The sequence below is a fragment of the Pantoea sp. RSPAM1 genome (assembly GCF_038816185.1).
GTDB classification, from domain to species: Bacteria; Pseudomonadota; Gammaproteobacteria; order Enterobacterales; family Enterobacteriaceae; genus Pantoea; species Pantoea ananatis.
This window is the reverse complement of the sequence record NZ_CP046137.1, coordinates 4,126,528-4,150,790: the sequence shown is the minus strand read 5'-3', so window position 1 is coordinate 4,150,790 and position 24,263 is coordinate 4,126,528. Positions and strand designations below refer to the sequence as shown.

Annotated in this window: 22 protein-coding genes; 14 read left to right on the top strand and 8 right to left on the bottom strand. The window is 54.1% G+C overall.

Annotated elements, in window-relative coordinates; translation table 11 throughout:
* Position 1: 1 nt before the first annotated feature.
* A complete protein-coding gene (gene aspA / locus GKC68_RS19920; RefSeq protein WP_028723613.1) occupies positions 2–1,438 on the bottom strand; it encodes an aspartate ammonia-lyase in 1,437 nt (478 codons plus the stop codon).
* A 328-nt stretch (positions 1,439–1,766) separates the two neighbouring features.
* On the opposite strand from aspA, the gene GKC68_RS19915 reads away from it, so the two are divergent.
* The 4 genes from GKC68_RS19915 to GKC68_RS19900 all read left to right on the top strand — a co-directional run bounded on the left by GKC68_RS19915 (position 1,767) and on the right by GKC68_RS19900 (position 4,992).
* Positions 1,767–2,228: an FxsA family protein gene (locus GKC68_RS19915; protein WP_033778050.1), complete on the top strand. Its 462-nt coding sequence runs from the start codon at positions 1,767–1,769 to the stop codon at positions 2,226–2,228.
* 229 nt (positions 2,229–2,457) lie between these two features.
* A complete protein-coding gene (locus GKC68_RS19910; RefSeq protein ID WP_006121709.1) occupies positions 2,458–2,751 on the top strand; it encodes a co-chaperone GroES in 294 nt (97 codons plus the stop codon).
* Between the two features lie 48 nt (positions 2,752–2,799).
* Complete coding sequence (groL, locus tag GKC68_RS19905) at positions 2,800–4,449, top strand: chaperonin GroEL (RefSeq protein WP_028723615.1); 1,650 nt, start codon at positions 2,800–2,802, stop codon at positions 4,447–4,449.
* Positions 4,450–4,641: 192 nt separating this feature from the next.
* Positions 4,642–4,992 (top strand): DUF4156 domain-containing protein, encoded by a 351-nt coding sequence (locus GKC68_RS19900; protein WP_342656448.1) that lies wholly within the window; start codon positions 4,642–4,644, stop codon positions 4,990–4,992.
* A 161-nt stretch (positions 4,993–5,153) separates the two neighbouring features.
* Here the strand turns inward: GKC68_RS19900 and epmB are convergent, their stop codons facing one another.
* On the bottom strand, positions 5,154–6,182 hold the full coding sequence (epmB, locus tag GKC68_RS19895; protein WP_028723616.1) for an EF-P beta-lysylation protein EpmB: 1,029 nt from the start codon (positions 6,180–6,182) through the stop codon (positions 5,154–5,156).
* 40 nt (positions 6,183–6,222) lie between these two features.
* Here epmB and efp point away from each other — a divergent pair, with 40 nt between their 5' ends.
* The 3 genes from efp (at position 6,223) to GKC68_RS19880 (ending at position 7,214) form a co-directional block, all read left to right on the top strand.
* A complete protein-coding gene (gene efp, locus GKC68_RS19890) occupies positions 6,223–6,789 on the top strand; it encodes an elongation factor P (protein ID WP_047714758.1) in 567 nt (188 codons plus the stop codon).
* Positions 6,790–6,841: 52 nt separating this feature from the next.
* Positions 6,842–6,973 (top strand): entericidin A/B family lipoprotein, encoded by a 132-nt coding sequence (locus tag GKC68_RS19885; protein WP_006121714.1) that lies wholly within the window; start codon positions 6,842–6,844, stop codon positions 6,971–6,973.
* A gap of 106 nt (positions 6,974–7,079) precedes the next feature.
* On the top strand, positions 7,080–7,214 hold the full coding sequence (locus GKC68_RS19880) for an entericidin A/B family lipoprotein (protein ID WP_006121715.1): 135 nt from the start codon (positions 7,080–7,082) through the stop codon (positions 7,212–7,214).
* A gap of 47 nt (positions 7,215–7,261) precedes the next feature.
* On the opposite strand, the gene GKC68_RS19875 is transcribed toward GKC68_RS19880, so the two are convergent.
* A complete protein-coding gene (locus tag GKC68_RS19875) occupies positions 7,262–7,792 on the bottom strand; it encodes a lipocalin family protein (protein WP_064366285.1) in 531 nt (176 codons plus the stop codon).
* Positions 7,793–7,926: 134 nt separating this feature from the next.
* Here GKC68_RS19875 and epmA point away from each other — a divergent pair, with 134 nt between their 5' ends.
* Entirely contained in the window at positions 7,927–8,904 is a 978-nt protein-coding gene (gene epmA, locus GKC68_RS19870; RefSeq protein ID WP_028723619.1) for an elongation factor P--(R)-beta-lysine ligase, read from the top strand.
* A 116-nt stretch (positions 8,905–9,020) separates the two neighbouring features.
* Here epmA and degS read toward each other — a convergent pair whose 3' ends face one another.
* From degS to zapG, 3 genes are all read right to left on the bottom strand, one after another.
* Positions 9,021–10,082: an outer membrane-stress sensor serine endopeptidase DegS gene (gene degS, locus GKC68_RS19865; protein WP_247101236.1), complete on the bottom strand. Its 1,062-nt coding sequence runs from the start codon at positions 10,080–10,082 to the stop codon at positions 9,021–9,023.
* Between the two features lie 89 nt (positions 10,083–10,171).
* Entirely contained in the window at positions 10,172–11,554 is a 1,383-nt protein-coding gene (gene degQ / locus GKC68_RS19860) for a serine endoprotease DegQ (RefSeq protein WP_047714756.1), read from the bottom strand.
* A 109-nt stretch (positions 11,555–11,663) separates the two neighbouring features.
* On the bottom strand, positions 11,664–12,065 hold the full coding sequence (gene zapG / locus GKC68_RS19855) for a Z-ring associated protein ZapG (RefSeq protein WP_006121720.1): 402 nt from the start codon (positions 12,063–12,065) through the stop codon (positions 11,664–11,666).
* A gap of 177 nt (positions 12,066–12,242) precedes the next feature.
* Here zapG and zapE point away from each other — a divergent pair, with 177 nt between their 5' ends.
* The 5 genes from zapE (at position 12,243) to sspB (ending at position 15,879) form a co-directional block, all read left to right on the top strand.
* Positions 12,243–13,370, top strand: coding sequence for a cell division protein ZapE (zapE, locus tag GKC68_RS19850; protein ID WP_047714755.1), 1,128 nt, complete (start codon positions 12,243–12,245; stop codon positions 13,368–13,370).
* Between the two features lie 225 nt (positions 13,371–13,595).
* Entirely contained in the window at positions 13,596–14,024 is a 429-nt protein-coding gene (gene rplM, locus GKC68_RS19845; protein ID WP_006121722.1) for a 50S ribosomal protein L13, read from the top strand.
* Positions 14,025–14,039: 15 nt separating this feature from the next.
* A complete protein-coding gene (gene rpsI, locus GKC68_RS19840) occupies positions 14,040–14,432 on the top strand; it encodes a 30S ribosomal protein S9 (protein ID WP_006121723.1) in 393 nt (130 codons plus the stop codon).
* 316 nt (positions 14,433–14,748) lie between these two features.
* On the top strand, positions 14,749–15,390 hold the full coding sequence (sspA, locus tag GKC68_RS19835) for a stringent starvation protein SspA (protein WP_013024313.1): 642 nt from the start codon (positions 14,749–14,751) through the stop codon (positions 15,388–15,390).
* A gap of 3 nt (positions 15,391–15,393) precedes the next feature.
* Entirely contained in the window at positions 15,394–15,879 is a 486-nt protein-coding gene (gene sspB, locus GKC68_RS19830; RefSeq protein WP_028723623.1) for a ClpXP protease specificity-enhancing factor, read from the top strand.
* Positions 15,880–15,991: 112 nt separating this feature from the next.
* Here sspB and GKC68_RS19825 read toward each other — a convergent pair whose 3' ends face one another.
* Positions 15,992–17,749 carry a sulfite reductase subunit alpha gene (locus tag GKC68_RS19825; protein WP_028723624.1) on the bottom strand — a complete coding sequence of 586 codons (1,758 nt, stop codon included), beginning with the start codon at positions 17,747–17,749 and terminating at the stop codon, positions 15,992–15,994.
* A gap of 177 nt (positions 17,750–17,926) precedes the next feature.
* Positions 17,927–23,458 (bottom strand): glutamate synthase-related protein, encoded by a 5,532-nt coding sequence (locus GKC68_RS19820; protein WP_342656447.1) that lies wholly within the window; start codon positions 23,456–23,458, stop codon positions 17,927–17,929.
* Between the two features lie 563 nt (positions 23,459–24,021).
* Between GKC68_RS19820 and GKC68_RS19815 the strand changes: the two genes are divergently transcribed.
* Positions 24,022–24,258, top strand: coding sequence for a hypothetical protein (locus GKC68_RS19815; RefSeq protein WP_155276922.1), 237 nt, complete (start codon positions 24,022–24,024; stop codon positions 24,256–24,258).
* The last annotated feature ends 5 nt before the right edge of the window (positions 24,259–24,263 follow it).

Below are 24,263 nucleotides of genomic sequence, written 5' to 3'. Positions count from 1 at the left end.
CTTACTGTTCGTTTTCGTCGGTGTAACGTTTGGCTTTGTAAACCGGATACATCAGGTTTTGCACAGAGAAAATATCGTCCAGCTCGCTTTCGGTGAGCAGGCCGCGCTCCAGTACCACCTCGCGAACGCTTTTACCGGTTTCGGCACAAATTTTACCGACGATATCGCCATTATGGTGCCCAATGTAGGGGTTCAGGTAAGTGACGATGCCAATAGAGTTAAACACATACGCTTCACAGACAGCTTTATTGGCGGTGATGCCGTTAACGCATTTTTCCAGCAGGTTGTAGCAAGCGTTAGTCAGGATGCTGACCGACTCAAACAGCGCCTGGCCAATCACCGGTTCCATAACGTTAAGCTGCAGCTGCCCGGCTTCGGACGCCATGGTGACCGTGGTATCGTTGCCAATCACTTTGAAGCACACCTGGTTTACCACCTCAGGCACCACCGGATTCACTTTGGCAGGCATGATTGAGGAGCCGGCCTGCAATTCTGGCAGGTTAATTTCGTTCAGGCCGGCACGGGGACCTGAAGAGAGCAGGCGAAGGTCGTTACAAATTTTAGAAAGCTTCACGGCCAGACGCTTCAGCGAAGAGTGCACCATCACGTAGGCGCCGCAGTCGGAGGTGGCCTCGATCAGATCTTCGGCTGGCACCACCGCCAGGTTACTGACTTCTGCCAGTTTCTGAACGGCTAAGTGTTGGTAGCCATCCGGCGTATTCAGGCGAGTACCAATAGCGGTCGCGCCCAGGTTAACTTCCAGCAGCAGTTCGCCGGTGCGCAAAATGCTTTTTGTCTCTTCATTGAGCAGCACGCTAAACGCATGAAATTCCTGACCCAACGTCATCGGCACCGCATCCTGTAGCTGAGTACGGCCCATTTTTAAAATCGTCTGGAATTCGTCAGCTTTACGCTGGAAACCTTCGGCTAACTGACTAATGCCGTCGAGCAGTTTCAGCAGTGAGCTGTAAACGGCGATGCGAAAGCCGGTTGGGTAAGCATCGTTGGTGGACTGGCATTTATTCACGTGGTCGTTGGGATTCAGATACTGGTATTCGCCTTTCTGATGCCCCATCAGCTCCAGACCAATATTGGCCAGCACCTCATTGGTATTCATGTTGACCGAGGTGCCCGCGCCGCCTTGATACACATCGACCGGGAACTGATCCATGCAGCGACCTTTGTTCAGCACTTCATCGCAGGCCTGAATAATGGTATTGGCGATGTCACGTGGCAACGTCTTCAGCTCTTTATTGGCCATCGCTGCCGCTTTTTTTACCATCACCATGCCGCGCACAAACTCAGGAATATCACTGATTTTGCTGTTGCTGATGTAAAAGTTTTCAATCGCACGCAAAGTATGAACGCCATAATAAGCATCCGCCGGAACTTCGCGCATGCCTAACAGGTCTTCTTCGATACGAATGTTGTTCGCCATGATAACCTTCTTGTTGTCACTGCTAACCATCGCAGATGATGTGTTTGTTTTGTGGGGAAGCGCCAGAACCGCTATTTTATCCGTATTCAGGCGGGTGAGCACGATCCTATTCTGACCTGGACGTAAAGCGCGAACGGAGATCACCAATCTGGCCGCGTTGCGTTAACAATATGTGAAATTGCTCACAAAAATAACCCTCGTGTAAATATTTGCCAGGTAAGGTTGAAATTGGTCGTCCGAATAACCATCTCTGTTTTTTACGTTTTTCTACATCCTATTCCACGCTGTCGGGTTATCAACCGGGCAGCCTGACTCACAGGAGAATCCGGTGCGCTGGTTACCGTTAGTGATTTTTTTCGTACTGGCCTGGATTGAGATCTCGCTTTTCATTCAGGTTGCACACGTCCTGGGCGTGCTGCTCACCATGCTGCTGGTGGTTTTCACCTCCTGCATTGGCGTGTCTTTGGTTAAAAATCAGGGCATGAAAAACTTTATGCTGATGCAGGAGAAGCTGGCGCGCAATGAAAGCCCGGCACAAGAAATGATCAAAAGCGTCTCGCTGATCATTGCCGGTTTCCTGCTGCTGTTGCCGGGTTTCTTTACCGACATGCTGGGGCTGTTGTTACTTTTGCCACCGGTGCAAAAACATCTGACGCTGAAACTGATGCCGCATCTGCGCGTCTGGCGCGGGCCGGGAGCGGGTCCGGACAGTGGTTACACGATGGATGGCGAGTACGAACGTAAAGATACCGATCGTCTCGAACACCATGACGATCACAAAGATCGTTAACTCACGTCAACGCGCGACTTCAGGTCGCGCGTTTTGTTTATTTACCCGCCTGTAAGCCCGTTTGTTTAAAAATTCATCAGTCGCATCATCAGCTAAAAAAAATTTGTAGGTTGCCCCCTTGAAAGCGGAAGAGCACGGCCCTATCTCTCTGGTCACGAGGCCGGAAGCCACACAGCCCGGTATTCAACCCAAAAATGAATGATTGGACTTCTCAAAGGAGAGCTATCAAATGAAAATTCGTCCATTACACGATCGCGTTATCGTGAAGCGTAAAGAAGTTGAAGCTAAGTCAGCGGGTGGCATCGTGCTGACCGGTTCTGCAGCAGGCAAATCCACCCGTGGTGAAGTCCTGGCTGTGGGCAAAGGCCGTATCCTTGAGAGTGGCGAAGTGAAGCCGCTGGATGTGAAAGTGGGTGACGTCGTGATTTTCAGCGAAGGCTACGGTGCCAAGACGGAGAAAATCGACAACGAAGAAGTCCTGATCATCTCTGAAAGCGACATTCTGGCAATTGTTGAAGCGTAAGTTTTACGCGTAATTCACTGAACGAAACGAATTTAAGGGAAATTTGAAATGGCAGCTAAAGACGTAAAATTCGGTAATGACGCACGCGTAAAAATGTTGCGTGGCGTTAACGTACTGGCAGATGCAGTAAAAGTTACCCTGGGCCCGAAAGGCCGTAACGTTGTTCTGGATAAATCTTTTGGTGCACCGACCATCACGAAAGATGGTGTTTCTGTTGCGCGTGAAATCGAGCTGGAAGACAAGTTCGAAAACATGGGCGCGCAGATGGTAAAAGAAGTTGCCTCTAAAGCGAACGACGCGGCGGGTGACGGTACTACCACGGCAACCGTGCTGGCACAGTCCATCATCACCGAAGGCCTGAAAGCCGTTGCAGCGGGCATGAACCCAATGGATCTGAAGCGCGGTATCGACCAGGCGGTGGTTGCTGCAGTTGAAGAACTGAAAAAACTGTCTGTGCCGTGCTCAGACTCTAAAGCGATTGCGCAGGTGGGTACCATCTCTGCAAACTCTGATGAAACCGTCGGTACCCTGATCGCGCAGGCGATGGAAAAAGTGGGTAAAGAAGGCGTCATCACCGTTGAAGAAGGCACCGGCCTGCAGGACGAGCTGGACGTGGTTGAAGGTATGCAGTTCGACCGCGGTTATCTGTCTCCTTACTTCATCAACAAACCAGAAACAGGCGCGGTAGAGCTGGAATCACCGTTCATCCTGCTGGCTGACAAGAAGATTTCCAACATCCGTGAAATGCTGCCAGTGCTGGAAGCCGTTGCGAAAGCAGGCAAACCACTGCTGATCATCGCGGAAGACGTCGAAGGCGAAGCGCTGGCGACCCTGGTGGTGAACACCATGCGCGGCATCGTGAAAGTGGCTGCGGTTAAAGCACCGGGCTTCGGCGACCGCCGTAAAGCCATGCTGCAGGATATCGCTATCCTGACTGGCGGTACCGTGATCTCTGAAGAGATCGGTATGGAGCTGGAAAAAGCGGCGCTGGAAGATCTGGGTCAGGCGAAGCGTGTCGTGATCAACAAAGACACCACCACCATCATCGATGGCGTGGGTGAAGAAACCACTATTCAGGGTCGTGTCACTCAGATTCGTCAGCAGATCGAAGAAGCCACCTCTGACTACGACAAAGAAAAACTGCAGGAGCGCGTAGCGAAACTGGCAGGTGGTGTTGCCGTTCTGAAAGTGGGCGCAGCAACTGAAGTTGAAATGAAAGAGAAAAAAGCACGCGTTGAAGATGCCCTGCACGCAACCCGTGCTGCGGTTGAAGAAGGCGTGGTTGCCGGTGGTGGTGTGGCGCTGGTTCGCGTTGCAGCACAGCTGACCGAACTGCGTGGTCAGAACGAAGACCAGAACGTGGGTATCAAAGTTGCGCTGCGCGCAATGGAAGCGCCACTGCGTCAGATCGTTTCTAACGCCGGCGAAGAGCCTTCTGTTGTGGCGAACAACGTGAAAGCAGGCGACGGTAACTACGGTTACAACGCGCAGACTGAAGAATACGGCAACATGATCGACTTCGGTATTCTGGACCCAACCAAAGTGACCCGTTCTGCTCTGCAGTACGCGGCATCGGTTGCTGGCCTGATGATCACCACCGAATGTATGGTCACTGACCTGCCGAAAAGCGATGCGCCAGACTTAGGTGCAGGCGCTGGCGGTATGGGTGGCATGGGCGGTATGGGCGGCATGATGTAATTGTCCCTGACGCTTGTGTCATAAGAACCCCCGATCGGAAACGGTCGGGGGTTTTTCTTTTGCGGAGGAAAGGGTATAAGTAGGGGCGCAACGGTGACGTTGGCACGGATTAGGGCAATGAATGTTCAGAAAAAATGCGTGTTTTTCTGCTACGCTGCCATCCGACACTGATGATAATAAATGGGGATTATAATGCGTATTAACCTCTTGCTCGGTCTTACGGCTGGTGCGTTATTGCTTGTAGGCTGCAGCAGCTCAACCGACCTGACTTCTGCTGGACAGCGCGTCACCTTTACCGATCAGCAGCCTGGCAAACAATGTCAGCTTCTGGGCAGCCTGACCGGCTCACAAAGTAACTGGTTAAGCGGAGCCGGTGGCGAAACCAGCGCACTGCGCGGTGCGGCTAACGACCTGCGGAACCGCGCTGCCGAAATGGGCGGAAACGTCATTTATGGCGCAACCAGTCCTACACAAAACCTGCTTTCAGCCTTTGCACCACTCGACAGCAAGATGACCGGCCAGGTCTATAAATGCCCTAACTGATCCTGCGCTGAACAGGCAACATTTTTTTGAGACGACCGGCCAATGTGCCGGTCGTTTTTTAGCGTTTATCATTGGTTTTTAGCCGCCAGTGCCACGGGTTGGCAGCCCGCTGTTCGGCGGAAATAAGGCTTACGGCTACCGGGCTGTGTGCCGCCCGTGATTTATTCCTGCCGAAGTTGCAGATCCAGCGGGGTTTTACTGGGTTCTCCGCCAATCTCACGTGCCAGCTTCGGCACCAGATAACCGGACACCCGCGGCAGCAGATCGCGTATTAATGCACGGGCGTCTTCATCAGAAACGAAGAAATGCGCTGCGCCCTGCACTTTGTCCAGCACATGCAGGTAGTAGGGCAGAATGCCGGCATCAAACAGCGCATTGCTGAGTGCCGCCAGGGTTTGTGCATCATCATTCACGCCGCGCAGCAGTACGCTCTGATTGAGGAGCGTCACGCCAGCGCGTTTCAGGCGCAGCATGGCATCGCAGAGCGCCTCGTCAATCTCACGGGCGTGATTGATATGGGTTACCATCAAGACCTGAAGCCGCGTTTCCGCCAGCGCCTGACACAGCGCCTCGGTAATGCGATCCGGAATCACGACCGGCAGGCGACTATGAATACGTAGCCGTTTCAGATGCGGGATAGTGCCCAGCGCGTCAATGAGCCAGGCCAGCTCATGATCTTTTGCCATTAACGGATCGCCACCCGAAAAGATGATCTCATCCAGTTCGGGATGGGCGGCAATATAATCCAGCGCGGCCTGCCAGTTACGCTTGTTGCCCTGATTATCCTGATAGGGAAAATGACGGCGGAAGCAGTAGCGGCAGTTCACCGCGCAGCCGCCCTTGACCAGCAGCAATGCACGGTTTTTATATTTATGCAGTAATCCCGGCACGACGCTATTTTGTTCGTCCAGCGGATCGGTGCTATAACCGGGCGCGTCGACAAACTCCTGACGGCTGGTCAGAACCTGAAGTAGAAGGGGATCCTGCGCATCGCCTTTTTTCATGCGCCGGATAAAGGCGCGCGGCACGCGCAGGGCAAAAAGTCGGCGTGCGTCGCCGCCAGCAGCCAGATCCGGATGATGGTCGAGCGCTAAAAGTTGCAGTAATTCATGAGGATCAGTGACAACATCAGCAAGTTGCTGCAACCAATCTTCTCTGGAAGGGGAATTTAGGGTTACAATGTGTGCCATTTTTTTGGCTATTACCAGTTAATATCTACAGAGGGCCTTTATGGCGACTTATCTTAGCAACGATTTCCGTCCCGGTCTTAAAATCATGTTCGAAGGCGAACCTTATGCCATCGAATCAAGCGAGTTCGTTAAGCCGGGTAAAGGTCAGGCGTTTGCACGTGTAAAAATGCGTCGTCTGCTGACCGGTTCACGCGTTGAGAAAACCTTCAAATCGACTGACTCTGCCGAAGGCGCAGACGTGAAGGATATGACGCTGCAGTACTCATACAACGACGGCGATTTCTACTACTTCATGCACCCGGAAAGCTTTGAGCAGTACCAGGTTGAAGCCAAAGTGCTGGATGAAGTGCAGAAGTGGTTGCAGGACAACGCGGAGTGTATCGTAACCTTGTGGAACGATAAACCGATTGCGGTTCAGCCACCAAACTTTGTTGAAGCGGAAGTCGTTGAAACTGACCCAGGCCTGAAAGGTGATACTGCCGGTACGGGCGGTAAGCCTGCTACGCTGTCTACGGGCGCAGTCATTAAAGTGCCATTGTTCGTGCAGATTGGCGAGGTGGTGAAAGTTGACACCCGCTCTGGCGAATACGTTTCACGCGTAAAATAATCCTGAGAGGCGCATCCTGTGATGCGCCTTTTTTCTTAAGTGAGTTTCAACAATGAAAAAACTGGCAAAACTTATCGCGTTGGCGTTGCTGGTCTCTTCTGGTCTGAGCGCCTGTAACACGTTTCATGGTTTTGGCGAAGATGTCTCTCACCTTGGCGGAGCGATTTCTCGCGCCGCGAAGTAACACGGCAGAATTTCCTTTTTTCAGCGGGTTAGCCTCGCAGCGTGGCGTAATCGGTCTATGCTTTAAAAGCTGTACTTTTAATGCAACGTAAAAAAGGAATAGGCTTATGTTAAAGAAAAGTATTGTTGCGATTTTCTCTGTGGTGATGTTATCAGCACTGCTTTCTGGCTGTAATACCACACGTGGCGTTGGCGAAGACGTTGAAGCGGGCGGTCAGGCGATTCAACGTAGCGCGCAGTAAGCTTTAAAAAAACCGGTACGACCTTTTTTCGTACCGGCTTTTTCTCTTCACTTCTCTCCCTGTTTGACCCAAATCAGCTCATCCACCGGAAATCCGGCCTGACGTGCCTGCTGTACCAGCGTTTGTTTCACGCCTTCATCCAACTGCGGCGTCCGTGACAGAATCCATAAATAGTGGCGATTAGGCCCACAGACCAGGGCGTAGCGGTAGTCAGGATCCAGCGCTATCACGTTATAGCCACCGTAGAAGGGCCCAAAGAACGAGACCTTGAGTGCCGCACGCTGTTTATCGCCGGTGAAGTAGGCTTTACCCACGCTCTCCTGCCAGCGCTGCTTTTTTACGTTATAGCCGCGATTAACGACTTTCAGGCCGCCATCCTCACGTGGGCTGTAATTTGCCGTAACCTGTTCGAGGCCGCGTTCAAAGCCATGATCCAGCCGGGCTATCTCGTACCACTGACCGAGGTAACGCTGACTGTCGAAGTTTTCAACGACGGTAACGTTTTTTGGCGGTGTGGTCGTGCAGGCGACGGACAGGAAGGCACTCAGGCTGGCGACCAATGTTTTCCATGGAGACATAAAAAGATTCCTTTGTTATTTAACCTGTTAATTATAGAAGCCGCTCAGTTTATTGGACAGGCTTGCGCCACGATTGTTTGCCACTGACATTACGAGTAGACTTCCCTCCCTTATTTGTATCAGGAGCCGTCACCATGAGTGAAACGACAAGCTGGCAACCTGGCGCTTCGATTGCCAGTTTAATTAAACGCGCAGCCATTATTGCTGAAGTGCGTCGTTTCTTCGCCGATCGCGGCGTACTGGAAGTCGACACGCCCGCGATGAGTCAGGCCACAATTACCGACATTCATTTGGTGCCGTTCCAGACGCGCTTTGTCGGTCCTGGCCTGTCTGAAGGCCGCGATCTCTGGCTGATGACCAGCCCGGAATACCACATGAAACGCCTGCTGGCGGCCGGAAGTGGCCCGATCTATCAAATGGGCCGCAGCTTTCGCAATGAAGAGGCCGGGCGCTACCACAACCCGGAATTCACCATGCTGGAGTGGTATCGCCCCCATTATGATATGTACCGCCTGATGAATGAGGTTGACGATCTGCTGCAGCAGGTGCTGGAGTGCGACAGCGCGGAGTCGCTCTCTTATCAGCAGGCCTTTATTCGTCACCTTGAGCTGGACCCGCTCTCTGCCGACAAAGCACAGCTGCGTGAGGCGGCGGAAAAACTAGGTGAGGGCGAGCTGGCCAGTCGGGAAGAGGATCGCGATACCTTACTGATGCTGCTGTTTATGCTGGGCGTGGAACCGAAGATTGGCCAGGACAGGCCCTGTTTTATCTACCACTTTCCGGCCAGCCAGGCGGCATTAGCGGAGATCAGTACGGAAGATCATCGGGTGGCAGAGCGGTTTGAGGTGTATTACAAGGGGATTGAGCTGGCGAATGGCTTCCGCGAACTTACCGACAGCCGTGAACAGCGCCAACGCTTTGAGCAGGATAACCGCCGGCGTGCGGCGCGAGGGTTGCCGCAACATCCGATTGATCACTACCTGCTGGCTGCGCTGGAGCACGGCATGCCGGCCTGTTCGGGCGTTGCACTGGGCGTGGACAGGTTGATTATGCTGGCGCTGAAGGCGGAGTCGCTGAGTGACGTTATCGCTTTCCCGGTAGACCGCTGCTAGGCCAATTTCATGCCCGCTTCCACCCCGGGCGTGAACCGGATAAAGACCAGGCCGCCAGCCTGGCCTTAACTGTTTATCACGGCGGGACGCACCACGTTGCCGCCAGTATGCCCGGCCTACTGACTGCTGTCCGGAAACTCCTGAATCGTCACCGGGAAGGTCAGCTTCTTGTCATTACGCAGCACCTGCACATTTACCACCGAACCGGGACGAATCTCCGCAACCTGATCCATGGTTTCCTGTGCGGAGAGCGCCGGTTTACCGTCTACGCTCAGCAGCACATCATTGGCCTGGATACCGGCTTTCTCAGCCGGGCCGCCCGGCGTCACCACGCTGACGATAATGCCCTGAACCCGATCAAGACTGTTGCCCTGGCCGTGAAGCGGCGGCACTTCGCGGGCGGTAATGCCGATATAGCCGCGAATGACCCGACCATCACGGATGAGCTTATCCATAATTTTGGATGCCAGCGCGGTAGGGATAGCAAAACCAATGCCTTCGGGCGTTTCGCCATCGCTGCTTTTATCAAACGTCAGAGTATTGATGCCCATGAGTTCGCCCAGCGAGTTAATCAGTGCGCCACCGGAGTTCCCCTGATTAATTGATGCATCCGTTTGCAGGAAGTTCTGGCGGCCTGACGAGCTGAGTCCGACGCGGCCCGTTGCGCTGATAATGCCCTGCGTGACCGTTTGTCCCAGGTTATAGGGGTTGCCGATGGCCATCACCACATCGCCAATGTGTGCGACGCGTTTGGGATTAATCGGGATAACCGGCAGGTTTGACGCGGTAATTTTTAGCACGGCCAAATCGGTCATGGCATCCGAACCCACCAGCGTGGCTTCAAAAAAACGGCCATCCTGCAGGGCGACGATGATCTGATCGGCATTATTGATAACGTGCTTGTTGGTCAGGATATAACCCCGGTTATTCATAATCACGCCTGAGCCCAGCGTGGTAATACCGCGGTTGTTGTTCCCATGCGCGCTGCGGTTGTAAACATTCACAACCGCAGGCACGGCGCGCCTCACCCCTTGATTAAAGCCAAAGGGCGTTTCATCGTTAATGTCATTTTGACTATACAGGGCAGCACCGCCCAAACGCAGTGCGGGCAGCGCTGCGAGCAAGATGCCCGCAACAATCAGTCCCAACACCACTGAACGCAAGAGTTTAAGAAACATGGTGTTAAATCACGTCAGGGGAGAACGTTGGGGAGAATAACATGAGAGCGGCGGACACACACGTGCTTGTGTCCGCCATCGTGCGGGGTTTATCTCAATAACAGATAGATACTTTCCTCACCACGAACCACATTCAGCGCCATCACCGGCGGTTTGGCTTCCAGCACTTTGCGCATTTCGGCAATATTCTGAATTCGCGTGCGGTTAACGCCAACGATCACGTCATCTTTTTGCAGGCCGACCTGTTCAGCCGGGGTGCCTTTTTCGATGGCATCAATCTTCACGCCTTTATCACCGGTTTTGGTCTGACCATCGCTCAGGGTCGCGCCCTGCAGGGCGGGAGAAAGCAGCTGTGCGCTGGCCGTCGTCTGGGCGCTTTGCTCAAGGGTGACATCAACACTCACCGGTTTACCTTCACGCAGCAGGCCAAGCTTCACTTTCTCACCCGGCGCCGTCGTGCCGATCTTCACCCGCAGTTCTGCGAAGCTGGTAATCGGTTTATCATTGACTGAAACAATGATATCGCCCGACTTGATACCGGCTTTTTGCGCCGCTGACTGCGGCAGCACTTCAGAAACGAACGCGCCGCGCTGGGCGTCAACGTTAAACGCTTTTGCGATGTCTGCGGTCATCTCGGTACCTTTGATACCCAACTGACCCCGTTTGACTTCGCCGTACTTAATCAACTGGTCGGCCAGGTTCATGGCCATATCGCTCGGAATCGCAAAGCCAATGCCGATATTGCCGCCACTGGAGGCCAGAATGGCGGTATTAATCCCGATCAGCTCGCCGTTCAAATTAACCAGCGCGCCGCCTGAGTTACCCCGGTTAATGGCGGCATCGGTCTGGATAAAGTTTTCCAGCCCTTCGAGATTCAGGCCGCTGCGGCCCAGTGCCGAAATAATTCCGGAGGTCGCTGTCTGGCCAAGGCCAAAAGGATTACCGATGGCCACGGCAAAATCACCGACTTTAAGCTGATCAGAATCCGCGACTTTTATCTGCGTCAGGTTTTTCGCGCCCTGAATCTGTATCAGGGCAATATCGGTCTGCTCATCGTGACCAATCAGTTTGGCATCATATTCGCTGCCATCGCCGAGCTGGACGTTGATCTTATCCGCGCCGTTGACCACGTGGTTATTGGTCAGAACATAGCCTTTGGCGGCATCAATGATGACACCGGACCCCAGCCCCTCAAAGGGTTGAGGCTGGCTTGGGGCGCCACCGGGCAACTGGCCAAAGAAACGCTTAAGCGGCTCGGGAATATCCTGTGTCTGGGCCTGGGCATCAGACTGGGTGCCTTCAACGTGCACGCTGACCACAGCAGGCAACACTTTTTCCAGCATCGGTGCCAGGCTGGGAAGCGGCTGGCTCTGGATCTGTGCAGGTAGCGTCGCCATCGCGCCGGGCGCAGCGGCAAGACTCATTCCAATGCTCAAGGCTAATGCGCTTAACAGTCGTGCTTGTTTTTTCATTGTTATAACGCTCTCGCTGCAAAAAAGGGGGGAGTAAATCAATGAGACAGCCGTTTGCGGCCGGGGTTCGCAAAAACAGCGGGCACAGCGTCACTGTGCCCGATCATGCTTAGTCGCGGACGGCGCGTTCACCACGCAGTAAGCCAGAGGCGCCTTCAGAGTAATCACGCGGCATTTGCACCGGTGCCTGATCGTTATCCGCTTCGGCTTCGGTCAGTTGCCATGCAAAGGGGTTTTTGTCCCCAGGCATGTTCGGCAGCAGGTCGTTGGACCCTTTCGCCATGTGTTGATAGAGCTGACGGTAATCACGCGCCATGTTATCCAGCAGCTCTGCGCTCTGCGCAAAGTGGTTGGTCAGTTCTTCGCGATAATCTGCCAGCTCGGCTTTCGTCTTATCCAGTTCGTACTGCATGCTGCGCTGCTCGCGCAGCTTCCGGTTGCCAAAACGCATGGCGACTGCGCCGACAATAATACCTACCACTAAACCAATTAGCCCGTATTCCCAGGTCATAATGACTCCCGTGTTATTTCCGTTGTTCCGTAGGGCGTTGCACCACTTAATAATAGTCACTATACCCGTTAATCTTATGGATGTGGAACTCTGGAGCGCCATGCCTTAGTGTAGAGCGGCCTTTTTTTCGACAAACGACGTTTGAATAAGACAAAATTCAGGGACACTGAGCGAACCATGCAAACCTCATCTCCGCTTGCCCGCTATGAGCAGGCGCTATCACAGGGCGATTTCAAGCCCGACGACGTACAGCGTGAAGCGATTACCCGCTTAGATGCTATCCAGCAAGGGCTGATCGCGCGTCAGCACTCCACCGATCTCCCCTCGCAAGGGCTGTTAGGTCGTCTGTCGAAGCTGATGGGAAAAGAAAAGTCGCAGCCCAAAGCGCCCGTCCGTGGCTTGTATATGTGGGGCGGCGTTGGACGGGGTAAAACCTGGGTCATGGATCTGTTTTTTCAGTCTATTCCTGGCGACCGCAAACTGCGCTTACACTTTCACCGTTTCATGCTGCGCGTGCATGAAGAGCTGACCGAACTGCAGGGGCACAGCGATCCGTTACTGATCATCGCCGACCGCTTTAAAGCAGAAACCGATATTCTCTGTTTTGATGAGTTTTTTGTGTCTGACATCACGGATGCCATGCTGCTGGGCACGCTGATGGAAGCCCTGTTTGCGCGCGGCATCAGCCTGGTTGCGACCTCGAATATTCCGCCTGATAACTTGTACAAAAATGGCCTGCAGCGTGCGCGTTTTCTGCCCGCCATCGAGCAGATTAAGCAGCACTGTGAGGTCATGAATGTCGATGCGGGCATTGATTACCGTCTGCGTACGCTGACGTCCGCGCATTTGTGGACGTTTCCTCTGGGGCCGGAAACCTACGCCGAGATGGACCGCATGTTCCTGGCATTGTCAGGCGAAAAGCGCAACAGCGCACCGGTGCTGGAGATCAATCACCGTAAAATGCCGACCCTGGGCGTGGCAGAAGGGGTGATTGCGATTGATTTTAAAACCCTGTGTGGAGAAGGGCGCAGCCAGCATGATTATATTGAGCTGTCACGCCGCTTTCACAGCGTCCTGCTGTTCGATGTGCCGGTCATGATCTACAAAACGGAAGATCAGGCGCGGCGTTTTCTGGCGTTGGTGGATGAGTTTTACGAGCGCCATGTCAAACTGGTTGTCGCGGCAGAAACCTCCTTGTTCGAAATTTATCAGGGCACGCGCCTGAAATTTGAATATCAGCGCTGTCTGTCCCGTTTGCAGGAAATGCAGAGCGAAGAGTACCTGCGGCTGGCGCATTTACCGTAAGATTCCGGGTAATAAATGAAAATAGGGTTCGATTTTTGTAATCGACTTCTCTATAATCTTGCGACCCCACGTTACAGCACAGGATTTTTTTCCCAAATCCTCTGCGTTCCGGTAACGCTATCCGAAGGGGTGGCTTGCTGGTCAAAATGGTCGTGTGAGCCTCATTCGTTTACTTAAGCGTTTGGGATTTCACCAACGTGTAACTTAATTTGGGTAAGCTTTTCGATGAAAACTTTTACAGCTAAACCAGAAACCGTCCAACGTGACTGGTATGTTGTTGACGCAACTGGCAAAACCTTGGGTCGCCTGGCGACTGAACTGGCGCGCCGTCTGCGTGGTAAGCATAAAGCGGAATACACTCCGCACGTTGATACTGGTGATTACATCATCGTTCTGAACGCTGAGAAAGTTGCTGTCACCGGCAACAAGCGTTCTGACAAGATTTACTATCACCACACTGGTCACATCGGTGGTATCAAACAGGCGACCTTTGAAGAGATGATTGCTCGCCGTCCTGAGCGCGTGATTGAGATCGCGGTTAAAGGCATGCTGCCGAAGGGCCCGCTGGGTCGTGCTATGTACCGTAAACTGAAAGTTTACGCAGGTAACGAGCACAACCATGCGGCACAGCAACCGCAAGTTCTTGACATTTAATCGGGATTAAAGGCAATGGCTGAAACTCAAAACTACGGCACTGGTCGCCGCAAAAGCTCATCCGCACGCGTCTTCATCAAGCCGGGTAGCGGTAACATCGTAATCAACCAACGCTCTCTGGAGCAGTATTTCGGTCGCGAGACTGCACGCATGGTCGTGCGTCAGCCTCTGGAACTGGTTGATATGGTTGGTAAACTGGACCTGTACATCACCGTTAAAGGTGGTGGTATCTCTGGTCAGGCAGGCGCGATCCGTCATGGTATCACCCGCGCGCTGATGGAGTATGATGAGTCACTGCGTGGCGAACTGCGTAAAGCAGGCTTCGTTACTCGTGATGCTCGTCAGGTTGAACGTAAGAAAGTCGGCCTGCGTAAAGCACGTCGTCGTCCTCAGTTCTCCAAGCGTTAATTGTTGCTGCTTCGGCAGACACAGTTGGCACAAAAAACCCGCTCCGGCGGGTTTTTTATTTTTATTTTCAGGTCATCCTGTCCTGTAAAACCACAATACTGTTCGCATTTTACCCGCAAAAATGCATTCCCCCACCCACAAGCTGCCTAAAATCTGGTAAACTCTGTGTCACTTTGCGCCCGCAAGCTGGCGCGTTATGCGCCTGGCATTCGTCGGGGGTGGTTAGCGCGGATTGCGAGCGAGTTCTATGAGCAGGTGAGTCGCCGTGTGGTTGGCCATTCGCAGTAACTTTTTGTGAACAAACTGGGAGGTTTTCATGGCTGTCGCTGCCAACAAACGTTCGGTAATGACGCTGTTTTCTGGTCCTACTGACATTTTTAGCCATCAGGTACGTATTGTGCTTGCCGAGAAAGGTGTCAGCGTAGAGATCGAGCAGGTCGAAATGGATAACCTGCCGCAGGATCTGATTGACCTCAATCCGTACCGCACTGTGCCGACGCTGGTAGATCGCGAACTGACGCTGTACGAATCACGCATCATCATGGAATATCTGGATGAGCGTTTTCCCCACCCACCCTTGATGCCTGTCTATCCGGTTGCACGTGGCGAAAGCCGTTTAATGATGCACCGTATTGAGCAAGACTGGTACAGCCTGATGAGAAAGGTTGAGAACAGTAGCGGTCAGGAAGCTGAGGCGGCGCGTAAGCAGCTGCGTGAAGAGCTGCTGGCTATCGCTCCTCTGTTTGGGCGTACGCCATTCTTTATGAGCGACGAGTTCAGCCTGGTAGACTGCTATCTGGCTCCGCTGTTGTGGCGTTTACCGTCAATGGGGATCGATCTGCTCGGGTCGGGCTCTAAAGAGCTGAAAGGCTACATGAACCGCGTATTTGAGCGTGACTCCTTCCTTGCTTCACTGACTGAAGCTGAACGTGAAATGCGCCTGCAAGCCCGGGGCTAATGTATGGAAATGTCACAACTCACAGCCCGCCGACCTTATTTGCTGCGTGCTTTTTATGACTGGTTACTGGATAACCAGCTTACACCGCATCTGGTCGTCGACATCAACCTGCCTGGCGTCCAGGTTCCACTGGAATATGCCCGCGATGGTCAGATCGTACTGAACATTGCGCCGCGTGCCGTGGGCAACCTTGAACTGGGCAACGACGAAGTCTCGTTTAACGCACGTTTTGGTGGCGTTCCACGTCAGGTGAACGTCCCAATGGCGGCCGTACTCGCCATCTATGCGCGTGAAAACGGCGCAGGCACGATGTTTGAACCTGAACCGGCCTATGAAGGCGGCACACAGGACTATGCTGAGAATCAGGAAGAGACGGTCATGTCAGTGATTGACGGCGACCGCCCTGATGATGCCAGCGATGACGATAATTCACCGGATGACGATCCCCCGCCACGTGGTGGCCGTCCCGCACTGCGCGTGGTGAAGTAACACAGAATACCCGTCACCTGACGGGTATTTTTTTGCCTGTCTGCCAGCCGGTAACAGGCATAAAAAATCCGGGAACACAGGTTGCCCGGATTTTTGCTTTCTGCCACAGCGATCAGTAAACGTCGCGCAGGTAGCGTTTCTCTTTCTTCAGCTGATCGATGTAGTCAGCAGCCCGTTCACTGGAGAGCCCGCCAAACTGACGTACGATTTCATACAGCGCATTATCCACGTCTTTGGCCATGCGTGATGCATCACCACAGACGTAGAAATATCCACCTTCCTGCAGCCAGGCGTAGAGTTCTGCACCCTGTTCCAGCATCCGGTTTTGCACGTAGATTTTCTTGTCCTGATCGCGTGAGAACGCCAGATCGAGACGCGTGAGCAGACCGCTTTCCTGCCAGGCCGTCAGTTCTTCACGATAAATGAAGTCGTGTTCCTGATGCTGATCGCCAAAAAACAGCCAGTTTTTGCCCTGAGCGCCTGTTGCCTGACGCTCCTGCAAAAAGGCGCGGAACGGGGCGATACCGGTGCCGGGGCCGACCATAATCAGCGGGGCGTTGCCGTTTGCCGGCACGCGAAAGGCTTTGTTGGGTGAGATGAAGATCGCGGGCTTTTCACCACGGCGTACGCGCTCAGCCAGATAGGTAGAGCACACGCCGCTGCGGTTGCGGCCACCGCTGTGATAGCGCACTGAGGCGATGGTCAGGTGAACCTGATTCGGGTGCGCTTTTGAGCTGGACGAGATGGAGTAGGCGCGATGCTGCAACGGGCGCAGCAGGGCGACGAACTCGGGTACGCTCAGGTTACGCGTCAGTTCGAGCTGCAGCAGATCCAGCGTATCTTTGCCCCATAGCCAGACACCGAGCGCGTCTTTATCGTCGTGCTGAAGCACGTGACGCAGCTCCTGGTTGGTGGTGTTTTGGCCCACCCACTCGATCAGCTTGCGTGATGGCTCAGAAATTTCAAACTGGTAGGTCAGCAGATCGCCAAGACTTCTGTCGAAGCCAGGCACCGGCGTCTGATAATCGGCGTTCAGCTGTGTCAGCAGCAGGCTGACCAGCGACGGTTCGTTCACGGGGATCACACCCAGCGCATCGCCCGCTTCGTACTTCAGACCGCTGTCAGTCAGATCAAATTCGAAATGGCGAATGTCTTTCGCAGACTGCTCACTCGACAGGCGCTTGTTGGTGATGAGTGCTGCGGCATAGGGATTGGATTTGTTGCTGCCAGGAATAACCGGCGCTTCCGGAGCGCTCTCCAGCACCGTGCCGCTGCTGCCTGCGCTGCTGGCAAACTGGGGCATCGTGCTGTTAATCCACTCATTTGACGGCTCTTCGTAATCGATATCGCAGTCGATACGATCAACAACACGTTTGGCACCCAGCTGTTCCAGGCGCATATCCAGGAATTTACCTGCCTGACAGAATCCGTCATAGCCGGTATCGCCAATGGCCAGCACGGCGAAGTGCATCTGCTCCAGACGTGGCGCAGTGCTGGCGGAAATTGCGTCCCAAAACAGCTGGGCGTTGTCAGGCATTTCACCTTCACCGTAGGTCGAAGTGACAATCAACACGTGGCGCATGGTGGCGAACACGTCCAGATCCACATCGCCTAATGCCTGAACGACCGGCACCAGACCTTTGGCACGGGCTGATTTGGCGGCAGACTGCGCTAATGCCTCAGCGTTACCGGTCTGAGAACCATAAAGAATGTGCAGCTGGGTCGTTGTCGCAGCGGCGTTACCTGCGGCAGGCTGCTGTTTGTCTTCTAAGACCAACAAACGGGAGTGCAGGCCAGCCAGAAAGCCCGCCAGCCAGTATTTCTGATCACCATTAAAAGGTGCATCTTCAGGAATATATGGAATTTTCATGGATACCTTTACTCAATCCCGCTCTTACCGTCATGCGTCGCGCTATCGCCAGTGTGGTTGTATCCGTCCTCTCAGTGACAGCCTGCCACAGAGAGGAGCGGGGTTGACCTACGCCCGGTACCGCGAACACATCCGGTTAATCATGATTAAACACAGTTCAGTTTACAGTCATGGCTGTCAGGCCAGTTTGCCTACCGCCGCCGCAATTTCAGGTAATGCCGCACGCGCAAACAACTCTTCAAAATCAGGCAGGCGACCGAGAATGTCACGGTTGCAGGCATCCTGATACATGATCCAGCCGTAAGTGGCCAGGCTGTCCATTGAGCGGATATTACGTTGCGTCAGTGCCGCTTTGTAATCGGACATGCGTTTTGAACCGATCAGGCTGGCCAACTCGCTGTCGCTATAGCTTTCAATCGCTGCTCGCGCATGGCGTTGCAGCTTACTCACCAGTGAAAAGTCTTCGGTCATCAGCAAATTACGCACTGCTTTCTCGACGGCAGGATCCTCAACAGGGGTCCCTTTTGGTAATTTGCCGAGGGCCAGCTGCTGCGCGAAGCTCAATACGGTGTAGTTGTTAAGTAACACAAACATTTCTACCGTATCCGTCGCGCCATAAGCGGGCACGGCACCATCAGCAATGGTTTTTCCTTCGCGCCACGCGGCTTTGAATTTCGCCACCTGGTGCGCTGCCAGGGCCGTTGAGAGTTCTTCCAGCAAATCTTTACGGGATTTCGCTTTCAGGATCTCACCGCCATCCTGATACAGCAGCAGGGAGCGCGGCATCACATAGACGAAGTGCTGACACTCGGTTTCCCAGTGCTCCAGCAGCCAGGCGGCACGCGGAGACTGCGTGGCCTCCAGGTGCCAGTTCAGCATGGTCAGAACCGCCTGCTTGTGAATCTGTGCCAGCTCATCCGGGTCAGCGATTGAGCCAAACAGCACGGAGTCGCCCGCCGCATGGCTCGCCAGTGAACCATAGGGATCGTACTGATAAGCAAAGCCGCCGCTCATGCCGTTACCAAAGCCTTTACCAAAGGTCCCCAGGTTCAGCACCGCACCGTTAGTCATGTATTCGCAGCAGAAGTCACCGACGCCTTCCACCACCGCAGTGGCACCGGAGTTACGCACCGCGAAGCGATCGCCGGCCTGGCCCTGAACGAACAGACGGCCGCCGGTGGCGCCAAACAGAGCGAAGTTGCCGATCAGAACGTTGCCATCGCTGTCCTGCGCGCCGCCGCCCGGTGAGAGCACGACCAGTTCGCCGCCGCACTGACCTTTGCCAACGCCGTCATTGCAGGTACCACGATGCTGCATCAGCATGCCATCATTACAGAAAGCCCCGAAGGACTGACCTGCTGAACCGGTCGTGCTGATTTGCACGGTGGCCGGGGCCAGATAGCGACGACCGCGATCGTCCTGCAGCACGGCGGGCATCGCCTGCAATTGCGCTGCTGTCAGCGTGTGATTCAGCATGCGCTCAATATCGATCGCTAACTGACCGCCAACGCTTTTATTGCGGTTGTTCAGAACGACATCGTGACCTAACTGCAGTGCGGTTTTGCCCTCTGTCACCAGCTGCTGGTTGAGTTCTTCCACCCAGACATCATCCAGCTCAAAATCTTTTTCCAGATAAACCGGCTTGTCGATTTTCAGTTCCGGCACGACGGTGAGCATGGCACGCAGGTCCAGCTTACCGACTTCCAACGGGTGGTCCATTAAATGGAGCAGATCGGCGCGGCCACGGGCTTCACGCAGCGAGCGCAGGCCCATGCGTGCCAGAATTTCGCGCACTTCATGCGCCACGTTCAGGAAGTACTGCGCCAGCTGGCGTGGATCGCCATCAAAAGCTTCGGCGTTAGTGGTTAATCCCGCCGGGCATTTAACGTTACAGTTCTTCGCCATTACGCACTTCAGCATCATCAGCGCGGTGGTACCAAACTCAAAGCTGTCGCCGCCCAGCAGTGCGGATTTCACCACGTCGCTGCCGGTTTGCTGTGCGCCTGAGCAACGCAGCAGGACTTTGTCGCGCAGGCCGTTTGCACACAGCGCCTGGTGGACTTCGGCGATACCGATTTCGGCAACGCGTCCGGTATATTTCAGGCTGGTGACCGAGGCAGCGCCTGTACCACCCGTGTTTCCGGCGACGTTGATGACGTCAGCACCGGCTTTCGCCACGCCCACGGCAATGGTGCCAATCCCTTCAGAGGACACCAGCTTCACAATGACGCGCACGCGGGCCGCTTTACAGTCGTGAATCAGCTGCGCCAAATCCTCGATAGAGTAGGTATCGTGGTGCGGCGGCGGGGAAACCAGCTCAACGCCTGGCGTGCCGCCGCGCGCGGCGGCAATCTCTACAGTAACTTTTGCCGCCGGAAGCTGGCCGCCTTCACCGGGCTTGGCGCCCTGGCCGATTTTGATCTCCAGCTCTTCCAGCATTGGATCGGCCAGGTATGCCGCCCAGACGCCGAAGCGGCCTGACGCCAGCTGTTTGATGCGGGACGCCCGGATGGTGCCGTGACGGGAGTAGTGCTCACCGCCTTCTCCACAGTTACTCATGCCCCCGACCATGTTGGTGCCATGCGCGACGGCTTCATGCGCCGGTGCGACCAGCGCACCGTGACTCATCGCGCCAGACGCGAAAGTGCGGGTAATTTCGCTCGCGGGCTGAATATCGCTCAACGGCAGCGACGGCAGCGCCGTGAAAATGCGTGACAGGTAGTCCGACGCTTTGCCGCTGGCGGTGACTTTCAGGCCGCCAGCAACCACTTCTGCGGTTTCAATCTCGTCGTTAAAACGGGCTTTCAGCGCACGTGACAGGTTGAGCAGGCGTTCACTTTCTGGTTTCAGTCCGGCAATGGCATCGGTCAGACGCAACATAAAGGCATTCTGGCTGCCCTCAATGGCGTCACAGACCAGGCCGCGGGTGGCAAAACCATTGTTAGTCAGCGAGTAGCGACCCAGCTTACGCCGGAATTCGGCCTCACTGTCGATATGGGTGAGATCCGCCGGGAAGGCCAGAATATCGCGCAGCGCGGCTGGGCGGCGCTTGCGCTCTTCGTACATCAGGCTGGAGAACTGACGATAATCGGCCGTAATGGCAAAATCATTCATCACCTCATCCGGGATGCGCTCAAAGCTGCTGTCTTTAAATGTCTCCGGCTTGATGCCAAAGGCATTGTCCAGACGGGCCAGCGTCATCAGACGAATAAAGTTATCCTCTTCACGCGCTTTGTCCGCGAAGCGAATCGGCTCTTCCGTCATATCAATAAAGGTGCGTACGGCAATGGTGCCGTACGAGTGGCCTGCGCCCTCCGCACGTTCTTTAAACAGGCCTAACAGCGGCACTTCAGACTCGCCCTGAATTTTCAGTGCGCTCTGATGCCAGTCCACCGCCATTTGAGCGATGGTGGCAAAGCCCGCGCCGCCCACAGGCGTTTTGATGTTTGGAAAATACTTTCTCAGTACCGGATCATCGGTATTCAGGAAGTTAGGCTCGAAGAACTCGCCGCTGCTGTAGCTCTCAACGGTACACAGCCCCACTTTACCCATGGTTTTCATCAGGGCTTTTTCGGCCGCTTTAGCGTAGCGTTTAAAGGCTTTGTTGCCTTCTTCGCCTTCACCAAATTTTTCCTCAGCACGCATTTGCACGCCGAGCGGATAAACGGCTGACGCGCCAAAGCCCAGCGTAGCCGCAATATGGTGAGAAGAGATGATCTGTCCGCTCTCCACCACCAGCGACACATCCAGGCGTAAACCTTCCTGTACCAGACGCTGGTTAACGGCAGAAATGACCAGCAGCATGGGCAATGCGGCCTGGGTCGAAGAGATATGGCGATCGGTCAGTACGGCAATGCCGCCCTCTGAGCGGGCAAAATCCACTACCTGCTGTGCCAGATCGTCAATTGCTTTTTCCAGCGCGCTGGCGTTCGCTGTTCGGCTTAGCAGATCTTTGCCGGTGACCGGCTCGTAAAGCATTTCGAAGCGAGCGTAAGGGGCCACGTTTTGCTCGCGCAGTTGCAGCATGTCCAGATGGGTCAGAATCGGGGTTGGCACAATGATCTGCCGACCTTTACTGCGGCCCAGATGCGGTTTAGCGCCCAGCGCCACGCGCAGCGTCATGCCATCCGCTTCGCGAATGGAGTCCAGCGGTGGATTGGTCACCTGGGCAAAGCGCTGCGAGAAGTAGTGCGCCATGCCGCCTTCATGATCGGAGAGGCCGTTAATCGCATTGCCGTAACCCATCGCAGAGATTTTCTCGGCGCCGGTGTTCAGCATCGGATCCATCATGAACTTAAAGCTTTCCTGGTTGTAATAGTACGCCACGAAGCGCTGATAGGTTTTCAGATCGCCGCGATAGCGCAGGGGAGAACCCTGTTGTTCAGCAGGAATAACCGGCAGCTCTCGTAAATCGACACGCGACTTGCCGAGCAAGGCCGCATAGTCTTTTTCAGCAGCCAGCTTCTCCAGCGCCTGGTGCGTGGTGTAACTGCGCTTTTCGCGATGGTCAAAATACAGCATGCCGCCGGCTTCAATACGGCCACGGCGCAGCACGCTTTCAGGGGGAAAGGCAATTTGTCCCGCTTCGGACATGGCACCGATGTATTCCGCCGTTTCGATTGAACGCAGCGGACGCAGCCCCAGGCGATCAAGACGCGCACCGATCACCTCGCCGTTACCAAAGATTAAGGCGGCCGGGCCATCGTTTTTCTCTTCGTAGAGCGAAAAGTATTCCAGCATGTCGCGCACGGCAGGGGAGAGCGCCGTATCGTTTTCCCAGGCAGGCGGCATCATCGACACCACCGCGGTGATCAGGTCCAGATCGTCTTCCATCAGGCGGCTGTGAATGCTCTGATCCAGTCGCGAACTGTCTGACTGGCCTTTTGGACGCACAATGGTTTTGCCACGGGCGGAAGCCAACGCAGATTCGGCGATGCGGTTTTTACGGTCGGTATTCAGCTCACCGTTGTGGGCCATCAACCGGAAAGGCTGTGCCATGGTGGTGTGCGGATCGGTATTGGTTGAGAAGCGAGTATGGAAAAACAGTCCGCGTACGTGATGATCGGGATCGGTCAGATCTTTGAAGTAAGGGATCACTTCATTCGAATTCAGGCGCGCTTTAAAGACCTGGGTGCGCGACGACAATGACAGTGGATATAACCCGCCAAATTCGGTTTGGGTAAAGGCTTGTGCCTCGATCGTCAGCAGGGCGCGATAAATCAGTTTTTCGAAATCGCTTTGATTACTGATGTCCTGAGGTGCGGCAAAAATCCACTGCACAATGGGAAGCTGGAACTGCATGGCAGCCGGGCGCGTGACGCTGTTATCCAGCGGCATTTCACGCTTCAGGATAACTGGCAGATTAAAGCGATTTAGCGTTTCTTCGACTAAACGTTCGGCATTGGCGCGCAGTTCCGTATCTTTCGGCACGAAGAAGTTACCCACACCAAAGCGACCGGCCTCAAGGGCCTGGCCGGTAATCTTACGGAAAAAATGCAGGGAAAGATCGACGTTAACCCCGGCGCCATCACCCACGCCTTCGGCGGACATACCGCCACGGTGGGGAACCGTACAGAGTGCGCTATGCGCCATGCGCAGAATTTCATGAGTCTGCTCGCCGTCCTTACGGGTAATGAAACCTACACCACAGCTGTCACTTCCTGCTGCTGGGTCATACAAGCCATAGGAATCAGGTTTTTTACTGGACATTGAGGGTCTCCTTAAAACTGCTTTAGACATTACCTGCATTGTTTCAGGCACTGAGTTCAACTGCACATTTCCCAGCGCAAATTCTTTCATTTCCGCGCCTGACAGCCTGCGCGATTGGGTATTACGCACTTTTCATCGCCGGGAAAAAGGTCCCTTGAGGCGTTACGCTTGATTTTTCCGTTCTCGAAAGGAGATGACTCAAACCATGTGGGCGTCATGTTGCATAGATATGCCGTGACACGTATCCATCATGAAAGCTTTCAGCGGAATTCCAACTTATCGGGAAAGCGAATCGAGGTCAAATAGTGATACTGACACAGTTTAATCCCGTTTTTGTGTCCTTAACTAAATGAATTTATTATTTTTTTATGTCTAAACTGTGTCAGTTTGCCATTCAGGTATCGGGGATGAAATGTGAACTGTATCACTGTGCAGAAGGCGTGAAATCACTGAAGTATGCTGGCGATAAGGGACTAAACAGCATCAAATGCTGCTGCAGGCAGTGTAAGCACAGGATGTATCTGTTTTTCTTATAGCACCAAATTTGAATGAATAAGGGCATCGTGATTAGCAAAATTAATCACACCAGTTTGCTTAAAACTGCAATTTATATGAATGAGTATGCATGGAAAGCAGGGCGTTGCGACAATATGAGGTCATTTGGCGGAAAAGCAGAGGCAAAAATAGCCCGCCTTGCAAACTGGCGGTCTTACAGATTCATTGAGTTAGCACAATTAGTCAAGGGTTTTAGCATTAAGGGGCTGAACGTCGGCGAAGAGACCGGCTTTTGCACCTTATAAGTGCA

What these genes read in the sequence shown, in the direction of transcription:
- rpsI (WP_006121723.1), top strand. Translation starts at nt 14,040, where the DNA reads ATGGCTGAAACTCAAAACTACGGCACTGGTCGCCGCAAAAGCTCATCC.
- GKC68_RS19885 (WP_006121714.1), top strand. Translation starts at nt 6,842, where the DNA reads ATGAAAAAACTGGCAAAACTTATCGCGTTGGCGTTGCTGGTCTCTTCT.
- degS (WP_247101236.1), bottom strand. Translation starts at nt 10,082, where the DNA reads ATGTTTCTTAAACTCTTGCGTTCAGTGGTGTTGGGACTGATTGTTGCG.
- rplM (WP_006121722.1), top strand. Translation starts at nt 13,596, where the DNA reads ATGAAAACTTTTACAGCTAAACCAGAAACCGTCCAACGTGACTGGTAT.
- epmB (WP_028723616.1), bottom strand. Translation starts at nt 6,182, where the DNA reads ATGGCACACATTGTAACCCTAAATTCCCCTTCCAGAGAAGATTGGTTG.
- GKC68_RS19875 (WP_064366285.1), bottom strand. Translation starts at nt 7,792, where the DNA reads ATGTCTCCATGGAAAACATTGGTCGCCAGCCTGAGTGCCTTCCTGTCC.
- sspB (WP_028723623.1), top strand. Translation starts at nt 15,394, where the DNA reads ATGGAAATGTCACAACTCACAGCCCGCCGACCTTATTTGCTGCGTGCT.
- efp (WP_047714758.1), top strand. Translation starts at nt 6,223, where the DNA reads ATGGCGACTTATCTTAGCAACGATTTCCGTCCCGGTCTTAAAATCATG.
- zapG (WP_006121720.1), bottom strand. Translation starts at nt 12,065, where the DNA reads ATGACCTGGGAATACGGGCTAATTGGTTTAGTGGTAGGTATTATTGTC.
- aspA (WP_028723613.1), bottom strand. Translation starts at nt 1,438, where the DNA reads ATGGCGAACAACATTCGTATCGAAGAAGACCTGTTAGGCATGCGCGAA.
- epmA (WP_028723619.1), top strand. Translation starts at nt 7,927, where the DNA reads ATGAGTGAAACGACAAGCTGGCAACCTGGCGCTTCGATTGCCAGTTTA.
- GKC68_RS19900 (WP_342656448.1), top strand. Translation starts at nt 4,642, where the DNA reads ATGCGTATTAACCTCTTGCTCGGTCTTACGGCTGGTGCGTTATTGCTT.
- degQ (WP_047714756.1), bottom strand. Translation starts at nt 11,554, where the DNA reads ATGAAAAAACAAGCACGACTGTTAAGCGCATTAGCCTTGAGCATTGGA.
- GKC68_RS19820 (WP_342656447.1), bottom strand. Translation starts at nt 23,458, where the DNA reads ATGTCCAGTAAAAAACCTGATTCCTATGGCTTGTATGACCCAGCAGCA.
- zapE (WP_047714755.1), top strand. Translation starts at nt 12,243, where the DNA reads ATGCAAACCTCATCTCCGCTTGCCCGCTATGAGCAGGCGCTATCACAG.
- GKC68_RS19910 (WP_006121709.1), top strand. Translation starts at nt 2,458, where the DNA reads ATGAAAATTCGTCCATTACACGATCGCGTTATCGTGAAGCGTAAAGAA.
- sspA (WP_013024313.1), top strand. Translation starts at nt 14,749, where the DNA reads ATGGCTGTCGCTGCCAACAAACGTTCGGTAATGACGCTGTTTTCTGGT.
- GKC68_RS19880 (WP_006121715.1), top strand. Translation starts at nt 7,080, where the DNA reads ATGTTAAAGAAAAGTATTGTTGCGATTTTCTCTGTGGTGATGTTATCA.
- groL (WP_028723615.1), top strand. Translation starts at nt 2,800, where the DNA reads ATGGCAGCTAAAGACGTAAAATTCGGTAATGACGCACGCGTAAAAATG.
- GKC68_RS19825 (WP_028723624.1), bottom strand. Translation starts at nt 17,749, where the DNA reads ATGAAAATTCCATATATTCCTGAAGATGCACCTTTTAATGGTGATCAG.